Origin of the sequence: Shewanella sp., from assembly GCF_041630135.1 — a bacterium.
GTDB lineage: Bacteria > Pseudomonadota > Gammaproteobacteria > Enterobacterales > Shewanellaceae > Shewanella.
The window spans coordinates 1-25,538 of sequence record NZ_JBFKLW010000009.1 but is presented as its reverse complement, the minus strand read 5'-3'; the positions used below and the strand labels follow the sequence as shown (position 1 = coordinate 25,538).

General features: G+C 52.4%; 28 protein-coding genes and 1 pseudogene. 19 read left to right on the top strand and 10 right to left on the bottom strand.

The genetic code is table 11. The annotated features are described in order from the left end of the window. The first annotated feature begins 514 nt into the window (after positions 1 to 514). The 5 genes from rssA to ABYK60_RS03975 all read left to right on the top strand — a co-directional run bounded on the left by rssA (position 515) and on the right by ABYK60_RS03975 (position 6,118). Positions 515 to 1,453, top strand: a complete 939-nt coding sequence (rssA, locus tag ABYK60_RS03995) for a patatin-like phospholipase RssA (RefSeq protein WP_372870639.1) — start codon at positions 515 to 517, stop codon at positions 1,451 to 1,453. Positions 1,454 to 1,744: 291 nt separating this feature from the next. After that, positions 1,745 to 3,862: an anaerobic ribonucleoside-triphosphate reductase gene (gene nrdD, locus ABYK60_RS03990; protein WP_372870637.1), complete on the top strand. Its 2,118-nt coding sequence runs from the start codon at positions 1,745 to 1,747 to the stop codon at positions 3,860 to 3,862. A 13-nt stretch (positions 3,863 to 3,875) separates the two neighbouring features. Continuing rightward, positions 3,876 to 4,367 (top strand): anaerobic ribonucleoside-triphosphate reductase-activating protein, encoded by a 492-nt coding sequence (nrdG, locus tag ABYK60_RS03985; protein ID WP_372870636.1) that lies wholly within the window; start codon positions 3,876 to 3,878, stop codon positions 4,365 to 4,367. A gap of 248 nt (positions 4,368 to 4,615) precedes the next feature. Next, positions 4,616 to 5,233: a GTP cyclohydrolase II gene (gene ribA / locus ABYK60_RS03980; protein ID WP_372870635.1), complete on the top strand. Its 618-nt coding sequence runs from the start codon at positions 4,616 to 4,618 to the stop codon at positions 5,231 to 5,233. 78 nt (positions 5,234 to 5,311) lie between these two features. After that, positions 5,312 to 6,118 carry a hypothetical protein gene (locus ABYK60_RS03975; RefSeq protein ID WP_372870634.1) on the top strand — a complete coding sequence of 269 codons (807 nt, stop codon included), beginning with the start codon at positions 5,312 to 5,314 and terminating at the stop codon, positions 6,116 to 6,118. Between the two features lie 75 nt (positions 6,119 to 6,193). Here ABYK60_RS03975 and ABYK60_RS03970 read toward each other — a convergent pair whose 3' ends face one another. The 4 genes from ABYK60_RS03970 to ABYK60_RS03955 form a co-directional block, all read right to left on the bottom strand. After that, entirely contained in the window at positions 6,194 to 6,739 is a 546-nt protein-coding gene (locus tag ABYK60_RS03970; RefSeq protein ID WP_372870633.1) for a VF530 family DNA-binding protein, read from the bottom strand. 133 nt (positions 6,740 to 6,872) lie between these two features. Then, positions 6,873 to 8,306: a carbon starvation protein A gene (locus tag ABYK60_RS03965; protein WP_372870632.1), complete on the bottom strand. Its 1,434-nt coding sequence runs from the start codon at positions 8,304 to 8,306 to the stop codon at positions 6,873 to 6,875. 121 nt (positions 8,307 to 8,427) lie between these two features. Further along, positions 8,428 to 9,138, bottom strand: coding sequence for a two-component system response regulator BtsR (gene btsR / locus ABYK60_RS03960; protein ID WP_372870631.1), 711 nt, complete (start codon positions 9,136 to 9,138; stop codon positions 8,428 to 8,430). Then, positions 9,135 to 10,841, bottom strand: coding sequence for a LytS/YhcK type 5TM receptor domain-containing protein (locus ABYK60_RS03955; protein ID WP_372870630.1), 1,707 nt, complete (start codon positions 10,839 to 10,841; stop codon positions 9,135 to 9,137). The genes btsR and ABYK60_RS03955 overlap by 4 nt, the downstream gene beginning before the upstream one ends. A 128-nt stretch (positions 10,842 to 10,969) precedes the next feature. On the opposite strand from ABYK60_RS03955, the gene ABYK60_RS03950 reads away from it, so the two are divergent. Then, positions 10,970 to 11,212 carry a YecH family metal-binding protein gene (locus tag ABYK60_RS03950; protein ID WP_372870629.1) on the top strand — a complete coding sequence of 81 codons (243 nt, stop codon included), beginning with the start codon at positions 10,970 to 10,972 and terminating at the stop codon, positions 11,210 to 11,212. A 73-nt stretch (positions 11,213 to 11,285) separates the two neighbouring features. On the opposite strand, the gene ABYK60_RS03945 is transcribed toward ABYK60_RS03950, so the two are convergent. The 6 genes from ABYK60_RS03945 to suhB all read right to left on the bottom strand — a co-directional run bounded on the left by ABYK60_RS03945 (position 11,286) and on the right by suhB (position 15,427). Then, the gene (locus tag ABYK60_RS03945) at positions 11,286 to 11,633 is read right to left on the bottom strand and encodes a ribbon-helix-helix domain-containing protein (protein ID WP_372870628.1); all 348 of its coding nucleotides are present in this window, start codon (positions 11,631 to 11,633) and stop codon (positions 11,286 to 11,288) included. Continuing rightward, entirely contained in the window at positions 11,620 to 12,288 is a 669-nt protein-coding gene (locus ABYK60_RS03940) for an AAA family ATPase (RefSeq protein WP_372870627.1), read from the bottom strand. The genes ABYK60_RS03945 and ABYK60_RS03940 overlap by 14 nt, the downstream gene beginning before the upstream one ends. A gap of 75 nt (positions 12,289 to 12,363) precedes the next feature. Next, positions 12,364 to 12,666 carry a PilZ domain-containing protein gene (locus tag ABYK60_RS03935; RefSeq protein ID WP_372870626.1) on the bottom strand — a complete coding sequence of 101 codons (303 nt, stop codon included), beginning with the start codon at positions 12,664 to 12,666 and terminating at the stop codon, positions 12,364 to 12,366. 132 nt (positions 12,667 to 12,798) lie between these two features. After that, positions 12,799 to 13,203: a phosphate-starvation-inducible protein PsiE gene (locus tag ABYK60_RS03930; protein WP_372870625.1), complete on the bottom strand. Its 405-nt coding sequence runs from the start codon at positions 13,201 to 13,203 to the stop codon at positions 12,799 to 12,801. A 120-nt stretch (positions 13,204 to 13,323) separates the two neighbouring features. Then, positions 13,324 to 14,493 carry an NnrS family protein gene (locus ABYK60_RS03925; RefSeq protein WP_372870624.1) on the bottom strand — a complete coding sequence of 390 codons (1,170 nt, stop codon included), beginning with the start codon at positions 14,491 to 14,493 and terminating at the stop codon, positions 13,324 to 13,326. Between the two features lie 130 nt (positions 14,494 to 14,623). Beyond that, on the bottom strand, positions 14,624 to 15,427 hold the full coding sequence (gene suhB, locus ABYK60_RS03920; RefSeq protein WP_372870688.1) for an inositol-1-monophosphatase: 804 nt from the start codon (positions 15,425 to 15,427) through the stop codon (positions 14,624 to 14,626). A gap of 153 nt (positions 15,428 to 15,580) precedes the next feature. Between suhB and trmJ the strand changes: the two genes are divergently transcribed. From trmJ to ABYK60_RS03855, 13 genes and pseudogenes are all read left to right on the top strand, one after another. Continuing rightward, positions 15,581 to 16,303 carry a tRNA (cytosine(32)/uridine(32)-2'-O)-methyltransferase TrmJ gene (gene trmJ, locus ABYK60_RS03915; RefSeq protein ID WP_372870623.1) on the top strand — a complete coding sequence of 241 codons (723 nt, stop codon included), beginning with the start codon at positions 15,581 to 15,583 and terminating at the stop codon, positions 16,301 to 16,303. 32 nt (positions 16,304 to 16,335) lie between these two features. Then, positions 16,336 to 17,157 (top strand): serine O-acetyltransferase, encoded by an 822-nt coding sequence (gene cysE / locus ABYK60_RS03910; RefSeq protein ID WP_372870622.1) that lies wholly within the window; start codon positions 16,336 to 16,338, stop codon positions 17,155 to 17,157. A 193-nt stretch (positions 17,158 to 17,350) separates the two neighbouring features. Beyond that, a complete protein-coding gene (gene iscR / locus ABYK60_RS03905; RefSeq protein ID WP_372870621.1) occupies positions 17,351 to 17,812 on the top strand; it encodes a Fe-S cluster assembly transcriptional regulator IscR in 462 nt (153 codons plus the stop codon). Between the two features lie 76 nt (positions 17,813 to 17,888). Then, positions 17,889 to 19,103: an IscS subfamily cysteine desulfurase gene (locus tag ABYK60_RS03900; RefSeq protein WP_372870620.1), complete on the top strand. Its 1,215-nt coding sequence runs from the start codon at positions 17,889 to 17,891 to the stop codon at positions 19,101 to 19,103. A 30-nt stretch (positions 19,104 to 19,133) separates the two neighbouring features. Then, positions 19,134 to 19,517 (top strand): Fe-S cluster assembly scaffold IscU, encoded by a 384-nt coding sequence (gene iscU, locus ABYK60_RS03895; protein ID WP_126166414.1) that lies wholly within the window; start codon positions 19,134 to 19,136, stop codon positions 19,515 to 19,517. Between the two features lie 12 nt (positions 19,518 to 19,529). After that, a complete protein-coding gene (gene iscA, locus ABYK60_RS03890; RefSeq protein ID WP_126166415.1) occupies positions 19,530 to 19,853 on the top strand; it encodes an iron-sulfur cluster assembly protein IscA in 324 nt (107 codons plus the stop codon). Between the two features lie 9 nt (positions 19,854 to 19,862). After that, entirely contained in the window at positions 19,863 to 20,387 is a 525-nt protein-coding gene (gene hscB, locus ABYK60_RS03885) for a co-chaperone HscB (RefSeq protein WP_372870619.1), read from the top strand. Between the two features lie 57 nt (positions 20,388 to 20,444). Continuing rightward, positions 20,445 to 22,304, top strand: a complete 1,860-nt coding sequence (gene hscA, locus ABYK60_RS03880) for a Fe-S protein assembly chaperone HscA (protein ID WP_372870618.1) — start codon at positions 20,445 to 20,447, stop codon at positions 22,302 to 22,304. 23 nt (positions 22,305 to 22,327) lie between these two features. Next, positions 22,328 to 22,663 (top strand): ISC system 2Fe-2S type ferredoxin, encoded by a 336-nt coding sequence (gene fdx / locus ABYK60_RS03875; RefSeq protein ID WP_372870617.1) that lies wholly within the window; start codon positions 22,328 to 22,330, stop codon positions 22,661 to 22,663. Positions 22,664 to 22,827: 164 nt separating this feature from the next. After that, entirely contained in the window at positions 22,828 to 23,733 is a 906-nt protein-coding gene (gene rimK, locus ABYK60_RS03870) for a 30S ribosomal protein S6--L-glutamate ligase (protein WP_372870616.1), read from the top strand. A gap of 151 nt (positions 23,734 to 23,884) precedes the next feature. Next, positions 23,885 to 24,046, top strand: a complete 162-nt coding sequence (locus ABYK60_RS03865) for a hypothetical protein (protein ID WP_372870615.1) — start codon at positions 23,885 to 23,887, stop codon at positions 24,044 to 24,046. A 161-nt stretch (positions 24,047 to 24,207) separates the two neighbouring features. After that, a complete protein-coding gene (ndk, locus tag ABYK60_RS03860) occupies positions 24,208 to 24,639 on the top strand; it encodes a nucleoside-diphosphate kinase (protein WP_372870614.1) in 432 nt (143 codons plus the stop codon). A 603-nt stretch (positions 24,640 to 25,242) separates the two neighbouring features. Beyond that, positions 25,243 to 25,538: pseudogene (locus ABYK60_RS03855) on the top strand (TonB-dependent receptor); the annotation flags it as partial.

The following is a 25,538-nucleotide window of genomic DNA, read 5'->3' as shown; positions in this document are numbered from 1 at the left end:
TTGCACTTGCAATAGTTATCTTTGGATGGATGATACCGGTGTTACATATTGGGCTTTCTGATGTGACCCCTCCACGACAGAAAGGCTTGTGGATACTTGCCGTCACATTGTCGTCCTGGTTAGGCTGGTTTGGTTATCTTGTTAAGACCCGTGATTCCTGAACCTGACACTCTGTTTTCTCAGGGCGTAATACGTTTATAGTCAATTAGGGAAGGTGCGAATACATCCTGTGTTTGCTCTGCGTGTGCTTAAAATGGATAGATGCAAGGCACAGTTCGCATCGCAGCGAATCGCCCTAGTCCTTCGCAAGAACTGCAACGCAGCAGATGCTGCTGTAAGCCACGTCCTGTGGGGCTTTGATTGCAACACCATTTCGGCATTATTCAACTTCAGCACGCCTCGGCATGCCCTCAGTTGAATGCCTTGAACTGTCGCTGCTATCAAAACCAGAGCGGTGCGACGACTTATTCGCACCTTCCTTAGAACAACCCAACCCCTACTCTGGAGAATTGGAATGCCTGCTAATCGTATCGGTATAGCCTTGGGCAGCGGCGCTGCCAAGGGCTGGGCACACATCGGTGTTTTAAAGGCATTGGCTGAACTCGGGGTCAAGCCTGATCGCGTTGCAGGTTGTTCCATTGGTGCCTTGGTGGGCGCGGCCTATGTAAACGGCCATCTTGACGCCCTTGAAGAATGGGTGCGCAGTTTTTCCAGCTGGGATGTGCTGGGGCTGATGGATTTAAGTTGGCGCCGTGGAGGCCTCATCCGTGGTGAGAAGGTATTCGATGTCATGCAGAATCGCATTGGCGTGATGGATATTGAGACCATGGGCATGCCCTTTATTGCGGTGGCAACTGACCTTTACACTGGTCAGGAGATTTGGTTTCGTCAGGGTGATTTACGCCATGCAGTGCGTGCTTCCTGCTCAATGCCGGGGATTTTGCCGCCGGTGCGTCAGGGGCACCGATGGCTGGTGGATGGTGCTGTGGTCAATCCTGTGCCGGTATCTGCCTGTCGTGCGTTGGATGTAGATGTAGTGATTGCGGTGGATTTGGATGGCCAGCGTCGCAGCCGCATTCAGGCGTTGCCGGTTGACCTTCGCAGCGAGGCTATTTCGCCCCAGGAGGAAACCCAGGCGCTGGCCGAGCAAGAGGGCGGTTTTATGGACTTGCTGGCGCGGGGGCGGGATTATGTGGCCAGTCTGTCGGATAAGTTTTCCCTCGGCAGTCGCGACGACCCCGGGATGCTGGCAGTGATGAGCCAGTCGATGGAAATTGTCCAGCAGCGCCACAAGCGCTCGCGCCTTATGGGGGACCCCCCAGATGTGTGTTTGGTGCCCAAGGTGGCGGACATTGGCACCATGGAGTTTCATCGTGCATCTGAGGCTATCGATGCCGGATATACCGCTGTGATGGCCCAGGCCCATTTGATTGAGACAGGCCTCGGACAATAGCGCTGGTACATTCGCTGCAAAAGCCGGTTTTAACCGGCTTTTGGCTATTTGGCGGCTGGCGGACGGATATTTTTTGCCTCTGTGTGCCTGCTGTTTTGCCGTGGGTCAAGGGGCAGTTTTTTAAAAGGCTACCTGCCACAGATTTTAAAAAAAGGGAGATTTATCTTTTTTCCAAACATGATCCATATCAAGGCATAACGCTGGTATTTGTCGCCTAATACACTACATTTTGTATCTGGATAAAAAACAAGCTCAACATATAGTGTTGGCTTCGACAATGAGGAACTAGCGATGCCAGTGGTGATTAAGCGGGATGGGTGCCGTGCTGCGTTCGATGAAACCAGACTCAGGGATGCTGTGATTGCGGCGCAGGGTGCTGCCGGTGTTATCGATAACGACTATGCCGCAACCGTAGCTGCCATTGTAGCGGCGCAGGTTGCCGGTAAAGACGAAGTGGCCATCCATGAGCTGCAGGATGCAGTGGAAAACTGCCTGATGGAAGGCCCTGACAAGGAGGTTGCCCGTCACTATATTGAGTATCGTCATGACCGCGATGTTTGCCGTGAAGCCACCAGTCGCCTCAATCTGGAAATTCGTTCCTTGGTGGAGCAAACCAATGCCGCCTTGCTCCATGAAAATGCCAACAAAGACTCAAAGGTGATCCCCACCCAGCGGGATCTGCTGGCGGGCATTGTGGCGCGCCATTATGCCAAGCGCCATATTCTGCCCAAGGAAGTGGTGGCCGCCCACGAGGCCGGTGAAATTCATTACCACGACCTCGACTACTCGCCTTTTTTCCCCATGTTCAACTGCATGCTGATTGATTTGGGTGGCATGTTGACCAAAGGCTTTAAGATGGGCAATGCCGAGATTGAAACGCCAAAGTCTATCTCCACGGCCACCGCAGTAACGGCGCAAATCATCGCCCAGGTGGCGAGCCACATTTATGGCGGCACCACCATTAACCGCATTGACGAGGTGCTGTCGCCCTACGTTGCCAAGAGCTATGACAAGCACTATCAAACTGCGCTGCATTGGGGCATTACCGATGCGGTGGCTTACGCCCGCGCCCTGACCGAGAAAGAGTGTCACGATGCGTTCCAATCGCTGGAATATGAGGTGAACACCCTGCATACCGCCAACGGTCAGACGCCTTTTGTAACCTTCGGTTTTGGGCTTGGCACCAGCTGGGAATCGCGGCTTATTCAGCAGTCCATTCTCAAAGTGCGTATGGCCGGTCTTGGTAAAAACCGTAAAACAGCGGTGTTCCCCAAACTGGTGTTTGCCATCCGTGATGGTATCAACCACAAACAAGGCGACTGCAACTACGATATCAAGCGCATGGCTATTAAGTGTGCCTCCGAACGCATGTACCCGGATATTCTCAACTATGAACAAGTGGTGCGGGTAACCGGCTCCTTTAAGACGCCGATGGGTTGCAGAAGCTTTTTGGGTGTGTACGAAAAAGACGGTGAAATGGAGCACGAAGGGCGCAATAACCTTGGAGTGGTAAGCCTTAACCTGCCGCGTATCGCCATTGAAGCAAAGGGCGACGAGAGCCGTTTTTATGCACTGCTGGAGCAGCGGTTGCAGATAGCCCGTCAGGCTCTGGATAGCCGTATTGAGCGTCTGAAAGGTGTAAAGGCCCGGGTTGCACCCATTCTGTACATGGAAGGAGCCTGCGGCGTACGTCTTCGCCCTGATGATAACATTGAACCCATTTTCAAGAATGGCCGTGCGTCCATCTCTTTGGGTTACATAGGGCTGCATGAGACAGTAAACGCCCTTTATGGCACAGATACCCACGTATATGACTGTGAAGTGCTGCGCCAAAAAGCCCTCGCCATTGTGGCGCGGCTTAAGCAGGCTACAGTGCAGTGGAAGCAGGAAACCGGCTATGGCTTCAGCCTTTACAGCACTCCGAGTGAGAGTCTGTGCAGCCGCTTTGCCAAGCTGGATACCAAGGCCTTTGGGGTGATTGCCGGGGTGACTGACAAGGGCTATTACACCAACAGTTTCCACCTGGATGTGGAAAAGAAGGTGTCGCCTTTCGATAAAATTGACTTTGAGGCGCCATATCCAGAACTCGCCAGCGGCGGATTTATCTGTTACGGCGAATATCCCAACATGCAGCATAACCTCGAGGCGCTGGAGGATGTGTGGGACTACAGCTACAGCCGCGTGCCTTACTATGGCACTAACACCCCTATCGATGAATGTTACGACTGCGGCTTTACCGGCGAATTCGACTGCACCAGCAAAGGCTTTGTCTGCCCGTCCTGTGGCAACCACGAACCCAGCCGAGTATCGGTGACCCGCCGGGTGTGTGGCTACCTTGGCAGTCCGGATGCGCGTCCGTTCAACCACGGAAAGCAGGAAGAAGTAAAGCGCCGGGTCAAGCATCTCTGAAGGCGGAAATCAGGTGAACTATCATCAGTATTTCCCGCTGGACGTGGTTAACGGGCCGGGCACCAGGGCGACCCTGTTTGTGTCCGGCTGCGAACATCAATGCCGTGGCTGTTATAACCAGTCCACCTGGGATGAAAGAAGTGGCCTTGTCTTTGATGAGGCGATGACTTCGCAGATTATCGCTGATCTTAACGACAGCCGCATTCGTCGCCGTGGACTCAGTCTTTCGGGTGGCGATCCACTGCTGCCAGCCAATGTAGAGGCAGTGCGAGCCCTGGTGCTCAGGGTTCGTGAGCAATGCCCCACAAAGGATATCTGGCTGTGGACCGGTTATCGCCTGGAAGACTTTACCCCTGCCCAGGCCAGTCTGGCGGCGCTGGTGGACGTGATAGTGGATGGCCGCTTCGAGAAGGCGCTGTTTGACCCCAAGCTGCGCTTTCGTGGCAGCAGCAATCAGCGGATTTTGGCCCGAATGCCAGGTGGTTTTGTGCCCTGGGAGGGCTAACGGCAGCGGATTTATCTCAATATCGGCTAAGTTCTGTTGGTTGACGCGTCCCGCTGGTATACTCCAGCCAATTGCGCTGCCATTTCCCCAGTGAATAGCAGGTAAAGCCCCGGTTATTCACTTGGGTATTCCTGCGAGCGGTAAAAGCGCTTAGAATAGGCCCCCCGGTGAGGCTTCTCACCAAAGATGTTGAGTTGTCATGGAAAGTTCTGGTCTCACGGATTGAGCGTTGTCGTTAGGATAAATTCATGTCGATAAAGTATGTCGCCACTTCCAAGTTGCCTACGCCCTGGGGCGTTTTTGCCATGCACGGTTTTGAAGATACCCAAACCGGTAAAGAGCATGTGGCGCTGACCTTTGGCGAACTCAGTGGTGATGAGCCTGTGCTTGGCCGGATCCACTCCGAGTGTTTAACCGGTGACGCCTTATTCAGCCTGCGCTGTGACTGTGGTTTTCAGCTGCAAACGGCACTGCAGCGCATTGCCGAAACCGGCCGTGGTTTTATCCTGTATCTGCGTCAGGAAGGGCGTGGTATTGGTCTGCTTAATAAAATCCGTGCTTACGAGCTGCAGGACAAGGGCGCCAATACCGTAGAAGCCAATGAACAGCTTGGCTTTGCTGCCGATATGCGCAAGTACGATATGATTGCGCCTATGCTTGAGCATCTGGGCATTTCGCGGGTACGCTTGATGACCAACAATCCACGCAAGGTGAGAGCCATGCAGGATGTGGGTATGGATGTGGTGGAACGGGTACCGCTGCAGGTGGGTAAAAACCGCTACAATGAAGCCTATCTGAAAACCAAATCTGACCAATTGGGTCACATGATGTCCGAAGTGCATTTCAGCACTGACCACCAGGACTGAGCCGGACGGCGTTCTCTGGTTTTCGTCAGAAAAACCTTTTATAGTCGGTGCATTCAACACTTGGGTGTGCCGACTGCCTTGAAGCAAACTCTCTCTTTTCTCTGCTTATTTATCAGTGTGTTGGTGCAGGCTGAAGATACGGCTGACATCCAGCATTTCGCCTTCGCCAATTACCTTGGCAGCGGTATCTACAGCAGCACCGGCGACAGTGCTGCAGTTATCAATGTGCCTTTGTCCTTCACCATCGAAAAGAGCGACGACAGTGAGTTGCTACTGCGTATGCCACTCTCGCTTGGCTTTTTTAATTATCAGTGGGATGACTTGCCGGAAGGGGAGTTGCCCGACAATGTCGGCACCCTGACATTAACCCCCGGCATCGAATATCACTGGCAGGCCACTGACAAGCTGGCGATGGAGGCCTATCTCGACATTGGATTTGGGCATAACTTTGCTGACAGCACCAATGTGGGCATATTGTCGGCGGGTGTGTCTGCCTTGTATGGGTTTGGCAGTGAAGATTACCGCCCCTTGTGGGTGACTCGCTTTTACAGCGCCGGCTATCGCAGCATGGCGGGGGATGCCCAAGAGCGCTATTCTGCCCTCACCAGCGGGGTGGATTCAGGCCTTGGGCTTGGTTTTTCGGCACTGGATGTGTGGATGGAACCAAGGTTTTTCGGCGCATTGCACTGGGTGTTTGGCCGCGGCGAACTGGCCGATGAATTGGTAGGCGCCCTGATGGATGACAGTACTCTTGAGTTGGGTTTAAGCCTGGCATTTGATAAACCCTTAGGTATAAAACCGATCACCATTGAGCGCGTCGGGCTCAGTTATAGCCTGCTGGGCAGTGAAGGCGTGTGGCGTTTATTCTTCAGCCAACCGCTTTAGCGATTTGCTTCTCGAAAACTGAAAAAGCGCCTTATGGGCGCTTTTTTCGTTGAGGAACGGGGGATCACCCAGCGCTCAGTCCTTTGATGCCTTACCCCACACGCTGGGATTGACGGGGGCCGTGGCTTCGGCGCTGCTATCCTCAGTTTTCTTTTTTAAACTCAAGGTATTCTGCGAGGGCTTCTTCGGTTTTGGCGTCACTTTCGCGGCAGTCACGGGCGGCTTTTTGGGGTTGTCTATTCTGACTGGTGCCTTGCTTGGTTTTGCTGCTGCTTTTGCTGAGCTTTTGGCCTTAGCTGCGCTTTTTGTATTTGCTGCGCTGTTTGCAGTTGCTGTGCCTGGGACCTTTGCGGCTTTGTCGGCCGCTTTACGGGCTTCTCTGGCCTTGGCTTTACTGACTTCACGGCAAAGGTACAGCGATTCGACTTTGGCACGGGCCCAGGGGGTGCGGCGCAAAAAGGTCAGGCTGGATTTGACCGAGGGGTCATTGGCAAAGCAGCGAATGCGGATTTCATCAGCAAGGCGTGGCCAACCAAGCTCTTTCACCAGGGTTTCCAGCATCACCTGAAGTGTGACACCGTGGAGGGGATTATTGGGCTGTGAAGATGTGGGTGAAGACATGGATTGAGCAGAGCCTTGGGCTGAGATTGATTCAAGCGGCTATTGTACCTTGGCTGTAGTAATAAACACAAAGGCCGGCGCGGGGCCGACCTTTGTGTTTCAGCGCCCGGAACTGTTCCGGGTTTGCTGAGGATCAGGCTTCTTCAGCCAGTTCCACTGCCTTGCCTTTGGTTTTCACAATAAGCAGGGTTGCCACGGCGAAGGCTGTTACTACGCCGACAACTGTGGAGAGGGTCATTGGCAGGCCAGCGCCAAGCGTAGAGGAGTTCAGCAGGAAGCTCACTACCACTGTGGTCATAAACATGGCCGGAATGGTGCAAATCCAGTGCAGTTTGTTGTGGCGCAGCAGGTAGGCTGAGGCTGTCCAGAGCATGAGTACAGCAGTCGCCTGGTTGGCAACACCGAAGTAGCGCCAAATCACCCCAAAGTCGACCTGAGTGAGGATGCCACCGATGATAAACAGCGGAATGGCCAGCATCAGACGCTTGGGCAGGGCAGTTTGTGGCAGGTTGAAGAATTCAGCCAGGATAAGACGGGCAGAGCGGAATGCGGTATCGCCTGAGGTGATTGGCAGAATAATCACCCCCAGTACGGCCATAAAGCCACCCACAGTACCCAACAGCCCAGTTGAGGCTTCATACACCACGTTGGCAGGGTTGCCGGCCATGCCGGTGGCCAGACCTTCTACACCGCCGAAGAATGACAGGGCGATGGCACACCAGATAAGGGCAATGATACCTTCGCCAATCATGGCGCCGTAGAACACGAAGCGACCGTTGGATTCATTTTCCATGCAGCGGGCCATCAGCGGTGACTGGGTGGCGTGGAAGCCGGAGATGGCACCACAGGCGATGGTGATAAACAGCGCAGGCCACAGCGGCATGTCGTTGGGATTTAAGTTGGTCAGGAAGTCACTGGTGGTCACACCGGGCAGCAGGCTGTGCTCGGAAGAAACAATCAGGGCGATGGTCAGGCCCACAGACATAAACAGCAGTAAGGCGCCGAAGAAGGGGTAGAGGCGACCAATAATTTTGTCCACCGGAACGATAGTGGCAATCAGGTAGTAAACGAAGATTATGCCTACAAACAGGGTGACACTGAGGCCTGTGAGTTTACCCAGCAGCCCAGCAGGAGCCGAGATAAATACCACACCCACGAGCAGTAACAGTATGGTGGCGAACACGTTCATAAAGTGCTTGGCACTTTTGCCCAGATACTTGCCTGCCAGATTGGGAACCGACTGACCGCCGTTGCGTACCGACAGCATGCCAGAGAAGTAATCGTGCACCGCACCGGCAAAAATGCAGCCAACCACAATCCACAGCATGGCGGCAGGGCCATACAGGGCGCCGAGGATGGGGCCGAAAATCGGACCAACACCGGCAATGTTCAACAGTTGAATAAGGTACACCTTGCCCTTTGACATGGGCACATAGTCCACGCCATCGGTTTGAGTGAAGGCCGGCGTTTGCCGGGTGGTGTTGATACCAAACACCTTCTCAACGAAGGTGCCGTAGATAAAGTAGCCGGCCAGCAGCAGGCCGACACAAAGCAGGAACCAGGTCATTTTGTTTGTCTCCCCTTTTTTGAGTACTGACATTCTAAGGGGAGTAAAAACAGCAGGGGGATCCATTTGGGTGAGCGGTTGAATTGAAGGGTTAAGCGGTTGTTATCAGCCACGAGCGGTTTTACTGAAAACCGAAGCGCTGTTTCAGCTCCTTAAGAAAACGTCGTGACACAGGCACCCGGGTGCCGCTGCGGGTAATAATTTCGCCGCCGCCATCCTGAAGCTCAATCTCGGCAATGGCCGAGGGGGATATAAGATACTGGCGGTGGCAAAACATCAGCGGTGTTTTTTCTTCCAGGGTTTTGAGTGTCATATGGGTGTGCACCATGCCGCTCGCTGTGGAGACGTGAATGCCACCCACATCGCTGAAAATGTACTCAACCTCCTCCACAGGAATGACCCGCAGGCGATTGCCACTGTAGCAGGGCAGGTGTGGCAATAGGGTGGGGCTGATGGCGGCCAAATCCTTTGGCGTTAGGTCTTTTCGCACCCGCTCGAGGGTTTTATTAAGCCTGGCCTCATCGATGGGCTTGAGCAGATAGTCAAAAGCATGATGCTCAAAAGCCTTGATGGCGTATTCATCGAAGGCGGTTACAAACACCACCCGGGGCATCGCGTCTTTGTCCAGCATGGCAATCAGCTCCATACCACTGATTTTGGGCATTTGAATATCCAGGAAAACCAGCTCAGGCTTGTGGCTGTTAATGGCCTGCATGGCTTCGATGGCGTTACTGGCAAAGCCGCAAATATCGATATCGACATGGGTAGCGAGCAGCTCGGCAAGCTCGTCTCTGGCAAAGGGTTCGTCATCAATAATAATGCAGGAAATCAATTGGTTGCTCCTGTATGTAGGGTTGCTCCCAGTTCATTATCTGTGGCTGGTAAGCGAATGCTGACCCGAGTAAATACGTCGGCCTCGCAGTTGACCTCTATGCCATATTGGGCTCCGAACTGATTCTGGATCCGTTTGTGAACCAGATTCATCCCCAGGCCTTCGCTGCTTTCGCTTGGGCGATATAGGCCAGCGTTGTCGGTGACGTCCAATATTAGTAAATCCCCGCTTTGCGTGCCATGCACCTCGATACGTCCCGGAGACAGCAGCTGTGAGGTGCCGTGCTTGACCGCATTTTCGATAATCGGCTGCAGGGTGAATGCGGGCAGTCTGTGGTGCATCAGGCTGTCGGGAATTTGGATATCCACTGTCAACCGGTCGATAAAGCGTGCTTTTTCAATGCCAAGGTATGCGTCTATGTGTTCGAGTTCATCCGCCAGGGTCACCATCCCTGGGCTGCGTTTGAGATTTATCCGCAAAAACTGCGACAGTTTTTGCAAAAGCCCCCGCGCCATATCGGGGTCACGGCGAATGATGGCGCCTATGGTGTTTAGGGCATTGAACAGGAAGTGCGGGTTCACCTGAGCCTGCAATAGTTTAAGTTCGGTTTGAGTCAGTAAGTTCTTTTGGGCTTCGACCCGGCCATAGAGGATTTGGTTTGACAGCAATCGTGCTATCCCTTCACCCAGGGTGCGATTGATGTTTAAAAACAGCTTATTTTTGGGCTCATAAAGCTTAATGGTGCCTATGACTTCAGTATCGCTTCGTAGTGGGATCACAAGACTCGAACCTAAGCGGCATTGGGGTGAAATAGAGCAGGCATAGGGCGTTTCGACACCATCGGCAAACATTACCTTGTTGTCCTTGATGGCTTCGAGGGTGATCTGTGAGGCGATTGGGGTGCCCGGCAGGTGATGGTCGGCGCCGATTCCGATAAAGGCCAATAGTTTGTCTCTGTCGGTGATGGCCACGGCGCCCACATGGGTCTCTTCAATCACTATGCGTGCCACCTCGGCGCTGGTGCGTTCGTTAAAGCCCTGGGATAGTAGCCCAACGCTGCGCTCGGCAATTTTCAGCGCCTTGGTAGAAAAGGCGGATGACAGCTTATCGAACATCGCCTTCTGGTCTTTAAGCATGCTCATAAACAGCGCCGCGCCCATGGAGTTAACCAGCAGCATCGGCGGCGCAATTTGCTGCACCAGCGCCCAGGCATCATCGAAGGGTTTGGCAACCAGCAGGATGATAAGCATCTGCATGATTTCGGCATAAAAGGTCACAAAGCCTGCCACCAGAGGATGATAAATCAGCTCGGATTTACCTGCCCGGCGCAGCGTCAGGCTGATAAGGCCCGCAGACAGCCCTTCCAATGTTGTCGAGAGGGCACAGGCCACATCGGTGAAGCCGCCCATACTGTATCTGTGCAGGCCGCCGGTAAGCCCCACCAGAAAACCTGTAACCGGGCCGCCGAGCAGGCCGCCAAGCACGGCGCCCATGGCCCGAGTGTTGGCGATGGCACCGTGGGTTTGCTCGCCAAAGTAAGTTGCCATGACGCAAAAGGCGGAAAAGATTACGTAGATAATGATTTTGTGGGGAAGCCTTGGGGCGCTTTCGGTCAGCACCTTGAACAGCGGTGTTTTACTGACGAGATAGACTATGACCAGGTACAGACACATCTGTTGGGTTAAAAGCAAAATCAGCGGCATAGCTAAAAGCTCCTACAGTGGCCCTGGCATTACGGATATTTGCGCTGGCGCAGGGAAAGGTGATCCCCTTCGTTATAAGATGCGCCTAAATTGCGCCATTCGGCGTAAATCAATCAGCGGAGAAATAAATGACCCAATCCGTCCACGGCCATGAAGTGATGGCAATGATGTTAGCTCACGGTAAACCTCTGACTCAAGAAGCGCTTATTCATTTGATTGCAGATACGTTCGGAGCAGATACCCGGTTCCATACCTGCAGTGCACAGAATATGAGCGCGGCTGAGCTGGTGGCATTTTTGAAACAGAAAGGAAAATTTATTGATTCAGGTGAAGGGCTCGAAACAGAACAGGCAAAAATCTGCAACCATTGAGCCATTACCAGCCGATAACCAGCCTTGCTGAAATAAACATACAGCAAGGCTAAATCAGACTTCTGACCTTTGGTTAGTTGTCTTCTTCGCCGCGAAGCAAAATATGATGCTGCTCGCCTGTGCTTTTATCGTGGAACTCTTTGATTAAAATCCGCAGTAACTTGGACTTTGCTATACCAGTTTGTTTGGCAAGGTCATCAAGTTGATCTATGGACTTGGTCGTAAGGCTGAAGGTGGCGTGCCTGTATACCTTGGTGGTTGACTTGTCGAGGCCGAGTTTCACTCTCAGTTTACGCCCTTCTTCATCTATCATGGTCGGGCGACCGAAAGCATAGTTATTGGCGTCTTCAATAAAGTCTTCCACTGAAATCTTGTCACGATCCAGCTTTGGCTTCTTACGCTTGAGATCAGTTAAGCTCATAACAATTTTCTGGCGGTATGGCTAAAAGTTCATCCGCAATCGCGCGGATTTCTTCGGCAGCTTTGCCATCGGGTTCTATCTCGATGACCGATGAGCCTTTTTCTTCACTGTCGTCGTATATATTCCGGCTGAAGGTAACCGAGTCCAGTACTCTTAAGCCAAATGAGGTGACAACTTCCTTGGCCTCCAAAATACGTTTGCCCTGTGTTGGCAAGGATGGACATTGCGTTAACACAACGGTGGCTACCATCTTGGGGTTAACCATTTTACAGGTGCTGAGCATATCCTCCATGTGAGGCAGGGTTTTCAAGTCACGGCGCTTGGGGCGCAGCGGAACTACAACATATGTAGCAACTGACATGGCAGCACGCATGGCGAGGTTATCCTGCCCACCGCAATCTACAATAACGTAGTCGAATCTTTCATTGAGACTCAGGAGGTCGTTACGGATCTTGCCGTAAAGCTGGATGCAATTAATTTGAGGCAGGCTGGGATCGTTGTTCCGTGCCTGTATCCAATCAGAGGTGGTTCGCTGCGGATCGCAATCGACCATCAACACATTAGCATCAAACTTTTGGGTTATATGTACCGCAATGTTTTGCGCGAGGCAGCTTTTGCCGCTGCCACCTTTTTCCCCACCAACCAGCAAAATCATAAATTGTGCTCCGATTAACCCAAGCTTTAATCACAAGTATAGAACAGCATCTCAAGAACAATAAAAAAGTGACGTTTAAATCAACTGCATAGCTATATGATAGCTTTGTCCGTTGCACTCAGAGCAGCGGCAAACCTGACCTTGAACCCTGTTTTCTTTGTCTGTACCGGGGTTAAAGGTGACTTCCAACAATTCGCCCAGAACAAATGGCTGCCGATATTCAATCAATACACCCCGTCGGGACAGATCCACACAAATACCATCTTCGCAGCGTTCCTGGCCATCCTTATCGGTCCAGCGGAGCGAAACGCGTTCTGCTTCCATGTCGACTCTGAGTGATCTGCGTTTTTCTTCGTAATCTTTTGGATTGTCATCCATTGCTGCCGTCTCCTCTGGCACGTAACAAGCGCTTAAAAATCAGCATAATTGCTTTTGATAGAGAATACCAATGCTGAACAAAAACGGAATAAAAAAAAGCCGGCAATTGCCGGCTTAACAGGAAGGGAAAGATCAATTGTCATATTCCTGATTTTTAGGGTAGGGCATCTTCAATTGACCCCAGCGAATGACAATAACCGTCCCCGCCAGTACAACAGTGGAGAGGGAGATTGCCAAAATGCGCCAGTCGTCCATGCTCTTCATGTCCAAAATCAAATAACGGGCCAATGCAACTATTGCTATATACAGGGGCATGCGCACCGGCAATTTGCCAGACTCAGCATAGTTGGCGACCATGGCCAGCACCTCAAGATAAATGAACAGCAACAGTAAATCAGCAAGTTGCACCTTTCCCATATTAATAATATGGGAGATCTCCTGACCGATAGCTGCAACAGTGGCTATGGCAATGATAAGCAATACCAAATTTTCAGTCAGTTTCAGCAGCTTCGAGCCATATTGGCGATACAGATTCATTCCAGTCTCCCTACAATATTTAAGGGGAATGGTATCAGTGTTTGCTCTGAAAGCTTGTGAAACCCGCGTGACAGGCGTCACAAAGGCTGTAACTGATCGAAACTGGGTTGCAATCGTTTGCTAACCGGGGCGACCATCCGCTCGTGGTTTTAACAGCATTGGGCCGTAAAACATGATGAATATCCCGAAGGCCAACACCCAAGCCAGAGCCGACAGGCCAATAAGCGTGAAGTAAAACTCACCGATAAGCCCTGCAAGTACACGCATAACCACCGCAAAAATCATAATGCCAAAGCCAAATACCATTGGCTTTGGTGGCGTTAGCGTGCGCCCTGTGTGCCCCAGTGATACACGGGCCATCATTGCCAGGATCATTCCGCCCATACCACCGGCTGCCATGGCGTGAAAACCGGCTGAAAAGGGTAGGCCCAGAGCTATCAATAACAGGCCGACAGGGATAAACACATAGCTTAAGTGGAGTGACCACAGAAGGGGGACTCCGAAGCTTTGCATCCAACCCCAGCGATGCCAGCGCAGCAAAATAATTACCGCTGCCAAACCGGCCATTGGCCGTACCATGGTATCGACAGAAAAGACGATAGCTATCAGTAGCGCCAGAAGTGAAGCAAAAGAGCCTGCATCCAGGTACCAGAGATTTGGTTTGCGCTGATATGCACTGGCGCGTTCGCTAAAAAAAGGAATTACCCGGCCACCGAGCAGCGCCACTATGACTATGATTGCCAAGGCACCACCATGGAGCGCTTTTTGAGCCAGGACCGGATTGCCTTTAAGCAGTGCAAAATAAGAAAGAGCGTTGCAACTGGCCAGCAGCAGTAGAATGGGAACGAAAACAAGATTACGCCATTGCTTTACCCTGACCACACTGGTGCCAAGGGCAATGGCGGTGACGGGCAGGAACGCCAAATCGAGCGCCATGACCAGTTCCAGGGGGACTGAGGTCAATGGCAGAAGTAATCGAGGGGCAAGCCATAATACTACGAGTGCCAGCAGAGGTTTGCCGCTGAGTCCGGGCACACCGGTCCAGTTTTGAACGGCGGTTAACAGGAAACCAGCGATAATGGCAACAACAAACCCGAACAGCATTTCATGACCATGCCACCATAGACCACTGCCATGGGGTGTAAAGTGAAATGCACCAGAGAGGGCTAACACCCAAACAGAAATACCGGCGAGGCTTGCCAGCGAGCCCAGCAGGAAAAAAGGTCTGAACCCCAGGCGCAAAATAGCGGGGGTCGTCTGAGTTACACGGGGATCATCTATATTGAGCATGGCGCACCTAAACCTGAGTAATTTTGTTGGTTATTATAAGGTGCGTAAATAATGCATGTAAATTGATGTGGCGCACAAAAACAAAAACCGCCGTGAGGCGGTTCGTGTTTTTTGCTGCAAATCGAGGCTATCAGCGCTTGAGAGCTTCGTTCAGCAATGGGCGCAAGGTCTTGACCAATGCCGTGGTGGCTTTGGGCGTACCAGCAACGATGTTACCCGATACCAGATAGTTATGACCGCCGGTAAAGTCGGTCACAGTGCCACCGGCTTCACGGCAGATGAGGTCACCGGCAGCAATGTCCCATGGCTTGAGACCCAGTTCAAAGTAACCATCCATACGACCGGCAGCAACGTAGGCCAGATCCAGAGAGGCAGCACCGGCGCGGCGCAGATCGCCACACAGACCGAATACTTCATTCAGAACGGCCATGTAGGTTTGGGTGTGCTGACGGGCTTTAAAAGGGAAACCAGTGGCGATAATGGCGCCGCCCAGTTCCTGGGCGTTGCTTACACGGATACGGAAGTCGTTTACTTTGGCACCCTGACCACGTACGGCGCTGAACAGCTCGTCACGAACAGGATCGTAAACCACGGCAACTTCAGTCTTGCCTTTGTATTGCAGGGCGATGGAAACGGCAAAGTGAGGGATACCACGCATAAAGTTGGTGGTGCCATCCAGTGGATCAACAATCCAGATATAATCTTTGTTGGTGCCGCGGTTTTCGCCCTGCTCCTCACCAACGATGGTGTGGTCGGGGTATGACTTGCGGATCTGGTAAACGATAGCTGCTTCTGCTTCTTTGTCTACGCTGGTGACAAAGTCATTGATACCTTTGGTACTTACCTCAACACGGTCGAGATCAGTATAGGCACGCATAATAGTTTGGCCTGCAGCGCGGGCAGCGCGCACGGCAATGGTCAGCATCGGATGCATTGCAATCCCCTGGATGTTAAAGAACGAAAAATGAGCGGCGCGCATTATACCTCATTCGCCAGTTATATCAATTACAGATTTTCATATAAGGTTTTACCCGCCCCTGTGGTAGACTGCTTTGCTTGGAATTTGTGAACTAAATTAAGTCGTTTCATGCTCAGTAATATCCGTGTTGTCCTGGTGGGCACCTCTCATCCCGGTAATATTGGCTCAGTGGCAAGAGCCATGAAAACCATGGGGTTATCAAATCTTTATTTGGCAGAGCCCCGCTGCGAAGTGGATGGCCAATCGGTGGCTTTGGCTGCCGGTGCCTGCGATATTTTAAAAGATGTCACCATAGTGGACTCTCTGGCCGAAGCCATTAAAGACTGCTCGTTGGTGATTGGTACTTCGGCCCGCAGCCGTACCCTTGACTGGCCTATGCTCGACCCCCGTCAGGCGGGCACCAAGCTGGCCGCCGAAGCGGTGGACAGCTCGGTTGCCATTGTGTTCGGACGTGAAAACCATGGTCTCAACAACGAAGAGTTGCAGGCCTGTAATTACCATGTGTTCATTCCCGCCAACCCCGAGTATATGTCGCTGAACCTGGCGCAGGCGGTGCAGATAATCTGCTACGAAACCCGTATCGCTCATTTAACGCAGCAAGAAGCGCCGACTGAGGTCGCCGAATATCCCTTCGCCGAAGAAAATGAGCGTTTCTTTGAGCACCTCGAAAGAACCTTGCTCGGTACTGGGTTTATTATCAAAAACCATCCGGGGCAGGTGATGACCAAACTGCGCAGGCTGTTTACCCGTGCGCGCATCGAAAGTCATGAAATGAATATCCTGCGCGGTATCTTGAGCTCTATCGAAAAAGCAGTAAGCGGCAAAAAGTAATAGCGTCTTGGCAGCAACATTAGGGAAACGACATGGGTGTGATATCCAGGCTCAAAGAAGACATCAACTCCATTTATCACCGGGATCCTGCAGCACGCAGCGCCATTGAGATCCTGCTGAACTATCCGGGCATGCACGCCATTTGGTTGCACCGGATAAGCCACAAACTGTGGAAGCGGGATTGGCGTTTTCTGGCCCGATGTTTGTCGACCTTCTCGCGCTGGCTTACCGGGGTAGAAATTCACCCGGGCGCCACCATTGGCCGCCGCTTCTTTATCGACCACGGCATGGGCATTGTGATTGGTGAAACTGCTGAAATTGGCGATGATTGCACCCTTTACCATGGTGTGACACTGGGCGGTACTACCTGGAACGCGGGTAAGCGTCACCCGACCCTTGAAAACAATGTGGTTGTGGGTGCCGGTGCCAAAATCCTCGGACCCATCACCATGAAAGAGGGCAGTCGTGTGGGCTCCAACTCGGTGGTGGTAAAAGATGTGCCTGAGCATACCACAGTGGTGGGGATCCCCGGTCGCGCAGTGGCTCAGCCATCCAGTCAGTCAAAGGAAACCTCTGAGCGGCGCTCGGCCATGGCCAAGAAATATGGCTTCGATGCCTACGCTGTGGCGCCGGATAATCCGGATCCTGTCGCCAATGCAATTGGCCAGATGCTCGATCATATGCATTTGATGGATTCTAAAGTGCAGGACCTTTGCCAGGAGCTGCAACGCCTCGGCGGAAATGTTTGTACCGACAAGCTACCTGAGCTGGATGTGGGTGAATTCAGCGAGGCAGAAGCGGCAGCAGCAGAAAAGCGCCAGAAAGTTTTAGATGAGTTTGATCCCATAATCTGAAAACTAAGGCCGTGAAATCGGCCTTTTTACATTGAAACTCACCCTAAAAAAAGGTTAAATACCCCAGCTGAACGAGGGGGTATTGTCGATTCACGTTAAGATAGTACCTGAGTAAATCAGTAGGACTTATACTTGACTGAATTACTCGGATATGTTCAAATGTTCCCAGATTCAGACGGGAGCTATGGTAGTTATGAAACTGACATCGAAAGGCCGCTATGCAGTCACAGCCATGCTGGACGTGGCTATTCACTCAGCCCAAGGGCCTGTGCCGCTGGCCGACATCTCAGAGCGCCAGGGCATTTCGTTATCCTACCTCGAACAGCTTTTCGCCAAATTGCGCAAGCACGGTCTGGTGGCCAGTGTTCGTGGCCCCGGTGGCGGTTATCGCCTGGGACTCGAAGCCGAAGGTATTTCCGTGGGCATGGTTGTACATGCTGTGGATGAGTCGGTTGACGCTACCCGCTGCCAGGGTGCTGGTAATTGCCAGGGCGGTCATCGCTGCCTGACCCACTCATTGTGGGGCGATCTCAGTAAACAGATTTCAGACTTTTTAAACGGTATCAGCCTCGCAGCCTTGATGAACAAGCGGGATGTTCAGTACATCTCTTTGCAGCAGGATGAGATTCAGAAAGGGCACAGGGCTTCTGCTTGAGTCCTGCGCATCGATAAAAATAAAGTATGTACGTTGTAAGTAGCCTCTGATGAGACTGCGAAGTACGGAGTGTGTGATGAAGCTTCCTATCTATTTTGACTACGCCGCCACGACCCCGGTAGATCCGCGAGTTGCGCAGAAGATGATGCAGTTCATGACCATGGACGGTGTCTTCGGTAACCCGGCTTCCCGTTCTCATCGCTATGGCTGGCAAGCCGAAGAGGCGGTAGACATTGCCCGTGCCCAGGTGGCCGAGCTGATCAACGCCGACCATCGCGAGATTGTGTTTACCTCAGGCGCGACCGAGTCAGACAACCTGGCTATCAAGGGTGTTGCCCACTTCTATCACAAGAAAGGCAAGCACATCATCACCAGCAAGACCGAACACAAAGCCGTGCTCGATACCTGCCGTCAGCTTGAGCGGGAAGGTTTTGAGGTGACTTACCTTGAGCCAGCGGAAAATGGCATCATCCCAATGGAGCGCCTGGAAGCGGCCATGCGCGATGACACCATTCTGCTGACCCTGATGCACGTGAACAACGAAATTGGCGTAGTGCATGACATCGACGCCATTGGCGAGCTGTGTCGTAGCAAGGGCATCATATTCCACGTCGATGCCGCTCAAAGCGCTGGCAAGCTGCCAATCGATGTACAGAAAACCAAGGTGGACCTGATGTCCATCTCCGGCCACAAGATGTATGGCCCCAAGGGTATTGGTGCATTGTATGTGCGCCGTAAGCCACGTATCCGTCTGGAGTCCCAGATGCACGGTGGTGGCCATGAGCGCGGAATGCGCAGTGGCACCCTGGCAACCCATCAAATCGTAGGTCTGGGTGAGGCTGCTGCCATCGCCAAGGCTGATATGGAAGCCGATAACGCCCGTATCCACGCACTGCGTGACCGCCTGTGGAACGGCATTAAAGACATCGAAGAAACTTACGTAAATGGTGACTTTGAGCAGCGTTATTGCGGCAATCTTAACGTGAGCTTTAACTTCGTTGAAGGCGAATCTTTGATGATGGCCCTGAAAGACCTGGCGGTATCGTCCGGTTCGGCCTGTACCTCCGCCAGCCTTGAGCCCAGCTACGTGTTGCGTGCCCTGGGTCTGAGCGACGAGATGGCACACAGCTCCATTCGTTTCTCTATCGGTCGTTTCACCTCCGAAGAAGAAGTGGACTATGCCATCGACATTATCCGTAACTCTATCGGCAAGCTGCGGGAAATGTCTCCTCTGTGGGAGATGTTTAAAGACGGCGTAGACCTGACCAAGGTTGATTGGGTTCACCACTGATAGTGGTTTGAGAGATTTGGAGCAGTAATCATGGCTTACAGTGAAAAAGTAATTGATCATTATGAGAATCCACGCAATGTGGGCTCTTTCGACAAAAACGATCCCAGCGTAGTAACCGGCATGGTAGGCGCGCCTGCCTGTGGTGACGTGATGAAGCTGCAGCTGAAGATCAACGACTCAGGCATTATTGAAGACGCCAAGTTCAAAACTTACGGCTGTGGTAGCGCCATTGCTTCCAGCTCACTGGTTACTGAGTGGGTAAAAGGCAAAAGCATCGAAGAAGCCGCTGCCATCAAGAATACGGACATCGCCGAAGAGCTGGCTCTGCCACCGGTGAAAATCCACTGCTCCATTCTGGCAGAGGACGCCATCAAGGCCGCCCTGGAAGAGTACAAGCACAAGCAAGCCAAGTAATTCGGAGTTCGTATGGCGATTTCTATGACACCAGCAGCCAATGAGCGGGTTAAAGCCTTCCTGGCCAACAGGGGAAAAGGCGTTGGTCTGCGTCTCGGACTTAAAACCTCCGGCTGCTCGGGTATGGCCTACGTGCTGGAGTTTGTGGACGATGTGAACGACGATGATGAAGTTTACGAGATTGATGGCGTGAACATCATCATCGACGCCAAGAGCTTTATCTACCTTGCGGGTATTGAGCTCGATTTCGTCAAAGAAGGCCTCAACGAGGGCTTCAAGTTCAACAACCCCAACGCCAAAGGGGAGTGCGGTTGCGGCGAGAGCTTCACCGTCTGATCCGGTTTTATGAATTACTTCAAGCTGTTTGATTTTCCCGTCACCTTCGAATTGAATAGCGCCGAGCTTGCGGAAAAATACCGCGAGCTCCAGCGCGCTGTGCATCCCGACAAATTTGCTGCCGCCAGTGAGCAGGAAAAGCTGCTTGCCGTGAGCCGGACCGCTATGGTCAACGACGGCTTCCAGACCCTGAAAGACCCGATACTGCGCGCCGAGCACATGTTGACCTTAAAGGGTGTGGACATTCGCCACGAAACCCAGACTGTGCGTGACACTGGCTTTTTGATGCAGCAGATGGAGTGGCGCGAGGCACTGGAAGACATTGCCCATGCCAGCGATCCCCACAGCGAGATTGAAGCCCTGTACCAGTCCTTCGGCGAGTTTCAGCAGCAGGTGACAGCCAGGCTCAAGCCTTTGCTTATCAGCGACAATCAGGATGACTGGCAAGCTGCGGCAGATCAGGTACGCAAGCTCAAGTTTATGGCAAAATTGCATCAGGAACTCGAGCGGGCTGAAGATGCCCTGCTGGACTGACAATTCTCATTACCCCGTGGCGGCCCTGGCCGCCATTGCAAGTTAAGTTGGAAACCTATGGCCTTATTGCAAATCGCCGAGCCCGGCCAGAGCGCCGCGCCTCACCAGCATAAACTCGCCGTTGGCATCGACCTTGGCACCACCAATTCCTTGGTGGCCGCCGTTCGCAGTGGTGAAGCCAGTACTCTGGCGGATGCCGAAGGCCGTCACTCGCTGCCGTCCATCGTGCGTTTCGGCCAGGATGGCATTGAAGTGGGGCAGGCTGCCGAGGCGTTCAGTGCTATCGATCCTGTCAATACAATAGTGTCTGTGAAGCGCTTTATGGGCCGAAGCCTTGCCGATATCCAATCCGGCAGCCAGCGCTTTCCTTACCAGTTTTCTGCCAGCGACAATGGCCTGCCATTGTTCAATACTGCCCAGGGCGTATTCAACCCGGTGCAGGTTTCCGCTGAAATTTTACGGCCGCTTATCAGCCGCGCCGAGGAGACCCTTGGTGGTACTCTCGAAGGCGTGGTGATCACTGTGCCTGCTTACTTTGATGACGCCCAGCGTCAGGGCACCAAGGACGCGGCTTCGCTGTTGGGTGTGAAGGTATTGCGTCTGCTGAACGAGCCTACTGCTGCCGCCATTGCCTACGGCCTGGATTCGGGGCAGGAAGGGGTGATTGCCGTATACGACCTCGGCGGCGGCACCTTTGATATCTCTATTTTGCGCTTAAGCCGCGGCGTATTTGAAGTGCTGGCCACCGGCGGTGATTCAGCCCTTGGCGGCGATGACTTTGATCACCTGCTGGCAAACCATCTGGCAGCCCAGTGGGGCCTCGATGGTGACAGCGGCGAGCTGGGCCGTAAGCTGATGATTGAAGCGCGCCGGGTGAAAGAAGCCCTGACTGACGCCGATGCCACTGAAGCCCGTTTAAGCATCAATGGCCAGGAGTACGCCTGTGAGGTATCCCGCGAGGCGTTTGATGGCCTGATTTCTGCGCTGGTTAAAAAGACCATTGCCGCCTGCCGCCGCTCGCTGCGTGATGCCGGCATCGATGCAGATGAAGTGCTTGAAACCGTGATGGTAGGCGGCTCGACCCGTGTGCCTCTGGTGCGCAGCGAAGTGGAAAAATTCTTCGGTAAAATCCCGTTGACCAGCATCGACCCTGACCGCGTGGTGGCCATTGGTGCCGCTATTCAGGCCGATATTCTGGTGGGTAATAAGCCAGAATCTGATCTGCTGCTGTTGGATGTGATCCCGCTGTCGCTGGGTATCGAAACCATGGGCGGTCTGGTTGAAAAAATCGTGTCCCGCAATACCACCATTCCCGTGGCCCGTGCCCAGGAATTTACCACCTTTAAGGATGGTCAAACTGCCATGGCCTTCCATGTGGTGCAGGGCGAGCGCGAACTGGTGCAGGATTGCCGTTCACTGGCACGCTTTACCCTGAAGGGCATTCCGCCGCTAGCCGCTGGCGCTGCCCACATTCGGGTTACCTTCCAGGTAGATGCCGACGGTTTGCTCAGCGTCACTGCGATGGAGAAATCCACCGGGGTGAAATCCAGCATTCAGGTGAAGCCATCATTTGGTCTGTCGGACACAGAAATCGCCACCATGCTTAAAGACTCCATGAAGCATGCCAAGGACGATATCAGCCGCCGTATGTTGGCCGAGCAGCAGGTAGAGGCCGCCCGGGTGCTGGAATCGTTGCATTCGGCACTGGCCAAAGATAAAGCTCTCTTGTCTGAGGACGAGCTCAAAACCATCACCGACGCCATGGCTGAGCTTGCCACTGTGGCCGGCGGCGAAGATACTGATGCCATTCAGGCAGCCATTGAACGTCTCGACGGTCACACTCAGGAGTTTGCCGCCAGACGTATGGACAACTCCATCCGTGCCGCCCTCAAGGGGCAGTCGGTCGACACTATTTAGCCAAACATCAAATAGGTAACATCATGCCGCAAATCGTATTTTTGCCCCACGAAGAACTGTGTCCCGATGGCGCAGTGGTTCAGGCCGAAGTGGGTGAGTCCATTCTGGATGTGGCCTTAAGAAACGGAATTCATATCGAACACGCCTGTGAAAAGTCCTGTGCCTGCACGACGTGCCATGTCGTAGTGCGTGAAGGCTTTGACGAGCTGGAGCCGTCTGACGAGCTGGAAGACGACATGCTGGATAAGGCATGGGGGCTGGAGCCTGAGAGCCGTTTATCCTGTCAGGCCAGGGTTGTCGATAGCGATTTGGTGGTGGATATCCCCAAATACACCATCAACATGGTAAGTGAAGGCTAACGCCTCAACTGAGATTATTTCTGCAGAAGCCGGTCACTCGACTGGCTTTTTTTTATCCCAGCTCGTTATAGTTATTCCCATTCACTACATTGCGTTACAGGCGCGATTGCTTTTATGCCCAAGGCGCGTATGATGCGCTCGTTTTTGTCATTTCGGAGTTATGCATGCGGATCGCCGTTTTGTCTCAGGGCCCTGAACTTTATTCCACCCGTCGTCTGGTTGAAGCTGCCAACGCGCGGGGCCATGAGGTAAGGGTTATCAATCCCTTAGAGTGTTATATGAACATCAATATGCGAGCGTCCAGCATTCATATTGCCGGCGAAGAGCTACCGATGTTTGATGCGGTGATCCCGCGAATTGGTTCCTCCATTACGTTTTATGGTTGTGCGGTTCTTCGGCAGTTCGAAATGATGGGTGTCTATACCCTCAATGAATCGGTGGCGGTGACCCGCTCCCGTGACAAGTTGCGCTCGATGCAGTTGATGTCCCGCCGTGGCATTGGTCTGCCCATCACGGGTTTTGCCAATAAGCCGTCTGATATTCCTGACCTGATTGAGATGGTCGGCGGCGCGCCTCTGGTGATTAAGCTGCTCGAAGGCACTCAGGGTATAGGGGTAGTACTGGCCGAGACCCGCAAGGCCGCTGAGAGCGTAATTGAGGCCTTCATGGGCCTTAAAGCCAACATCATGGTGCAGGAATATATACGCGAGGCCAATGGCGCCGATATTCGCTGCTTTGTGCTGGGCGATAAAGTGATAGCAGCCATGAAGCGTCAGGCGGCCCCCGGCGAGTTTCGTTCCAACCTCCACCGGGGAGGCAGCGCCACTTTGGTTAAACTTTCCCCCGAAGAGCGCTCTATTGCCATACGCGCCGCCAAAACCATGGGGCTGAGTGTGGCCGGTGTGGATTTGCTGCGCTCCAACCACGGGCCTTTGGTGATGGAGGTGAACTCTTCCCCCGGGCTTGAAGGTATCGAAGGTGCAACCAGCAAGGACGTGGCCACATCCATCATTACCTATATTGAAAAAGCAGTGTTGAAAAAACCTAAGCTGGTGGGTGCACGGGGCTGACAGACGCTTTTGTGATCTCTGCACGATTTTTGGGTTAAGTCTTTGTTGGTGAATGTGAACTTTGATCGTTATCAAGTTAATCACAGCTCGTCAGCGTAAGCTGGTTTCATAGCTGCCAGAAGGCGGCCAGAACGCTTATAAGGATAACGCCATGAAATCTGTACTGCCCCTGCTGCTCCTGGTTCCTGCCACCGCTATGGCCCATGAAGGTCATGGTGGAGTAGGGCTGTTTCACCATCTGATGGATTTACTGCCTGCCATTGCACTGGTTGCCATAGCCGGCACCTGGTGGTGGGCCAGGGGACGCAAATAGTCGACTCGCCTTTTTACTTCCGGGCGCTGCGTTGTGGCCATTTAAATGTGATCAGATGACAGTGCCTGGGGTTTGCGTGTGTGATAAAAGTAGGATTTACGAAAGAAATCCCTTATAATCCGCGCGAATTTTTCCAACTTGCTTATCAAAGGAAGCTAGTTATGGCGATCGAACGCACTTTTTCTATCATCAAGCCTGATGCCGTTGCTAAAAACCACATCGGTGCTATCTACAACCGTTTTGAATCTGCTGGCCTGAAAATCATCGCTGCCAAGATGGTTCACCTGACCAAAGAGCAGGCTGAAGGTTTCTACGCTGAGCACAGCGAGCGTCCTTTCTTTGGCGCGCTGGTATCTTTCATGACTTCTGGTCCTATCATGGTTCAGGTTCTGGAAGGTGAGAACGCTGTTCTGGCTAACCGTGAAATCATGGGTGCCACCAACCCAGCTCAAGCTGCCCGCGGTACTCTGCGTGCTGACTACGCTGCCAGCATCGACGAGAACGCCGTTCACGGTTCTGACGCTCTGGCTTCTGCTGAGCGCGAAATTGCTTACTTCTTCGCTGCCGAAGAGCTGTGCGCACGCACTCGTTAATTCGGTAATGAGATATTAAAAAGGAGCCTGATGGCTCCTTTTTTGTTCCTGAAAATTTCTGTTGGTCACATCCTGAATCGTTCAGTCCCATTTAAGCAGAATAAACAGCATGAAATCTGTCGTCTTTCCACCGCGGCAGTATTTATAGCTTAGCCACAGGGCATGACTGTTTTTTCTTGTTATCCTGGTTTCTTTTCGCTATTTCAGCTTTTAAAGTCGCAAGTCCTTTTTAAGGAATTCTCATAAGATTTGATTAAATATCTTCTTATTTAATCTAGTGTCATCTGGATAATGTTTTTACATCTGTATTGATATTGTTAATTTAATTTCAGCCAGTTAAAGCGTGCAAAACATATGTATTTATATGTAACTATACTGATTGCTGATGCATTTAAAAGTCTGTTTGAAACAATGTCTTGCGTTGATCTCGTTGAAATTTTACGTTTGTTTCAATTGGTTTCAGCGACTTTATTTTTTGGTTGATTATGTTGACGCTGTAGTTGGTTGGTTGGGATATTACACGTGGGTCGCAACACCCAATTAATAAAAATAATAAGCGTATTTAACTAATAAGTTTTAATCATAAATTCCAGGGAGACATATATGACCCAAATATCTTTGGCTGCGCGTGCAATCAGACACACTTTATTGGTATCGACGGCAGCATCGCTGACATTGGCTTATGGTGCTGTTGCCGGGGAAGAGAACGCTAAAGTAGAACGTATCGAAGTAACGGGCTCCCGCATCAAGCAAGTGGATATGGAAACCGTATCCCCGGTCACCGTTATCGACGCTGCCGCCATTAAGATGAGCGGTGAGAAAACCGTGGCTGACGTGCTGAACAACTCTGCCATCAACAGCTTTGGTTCCTGGCGTGGTATTTCAGGTTATGGCTCCGG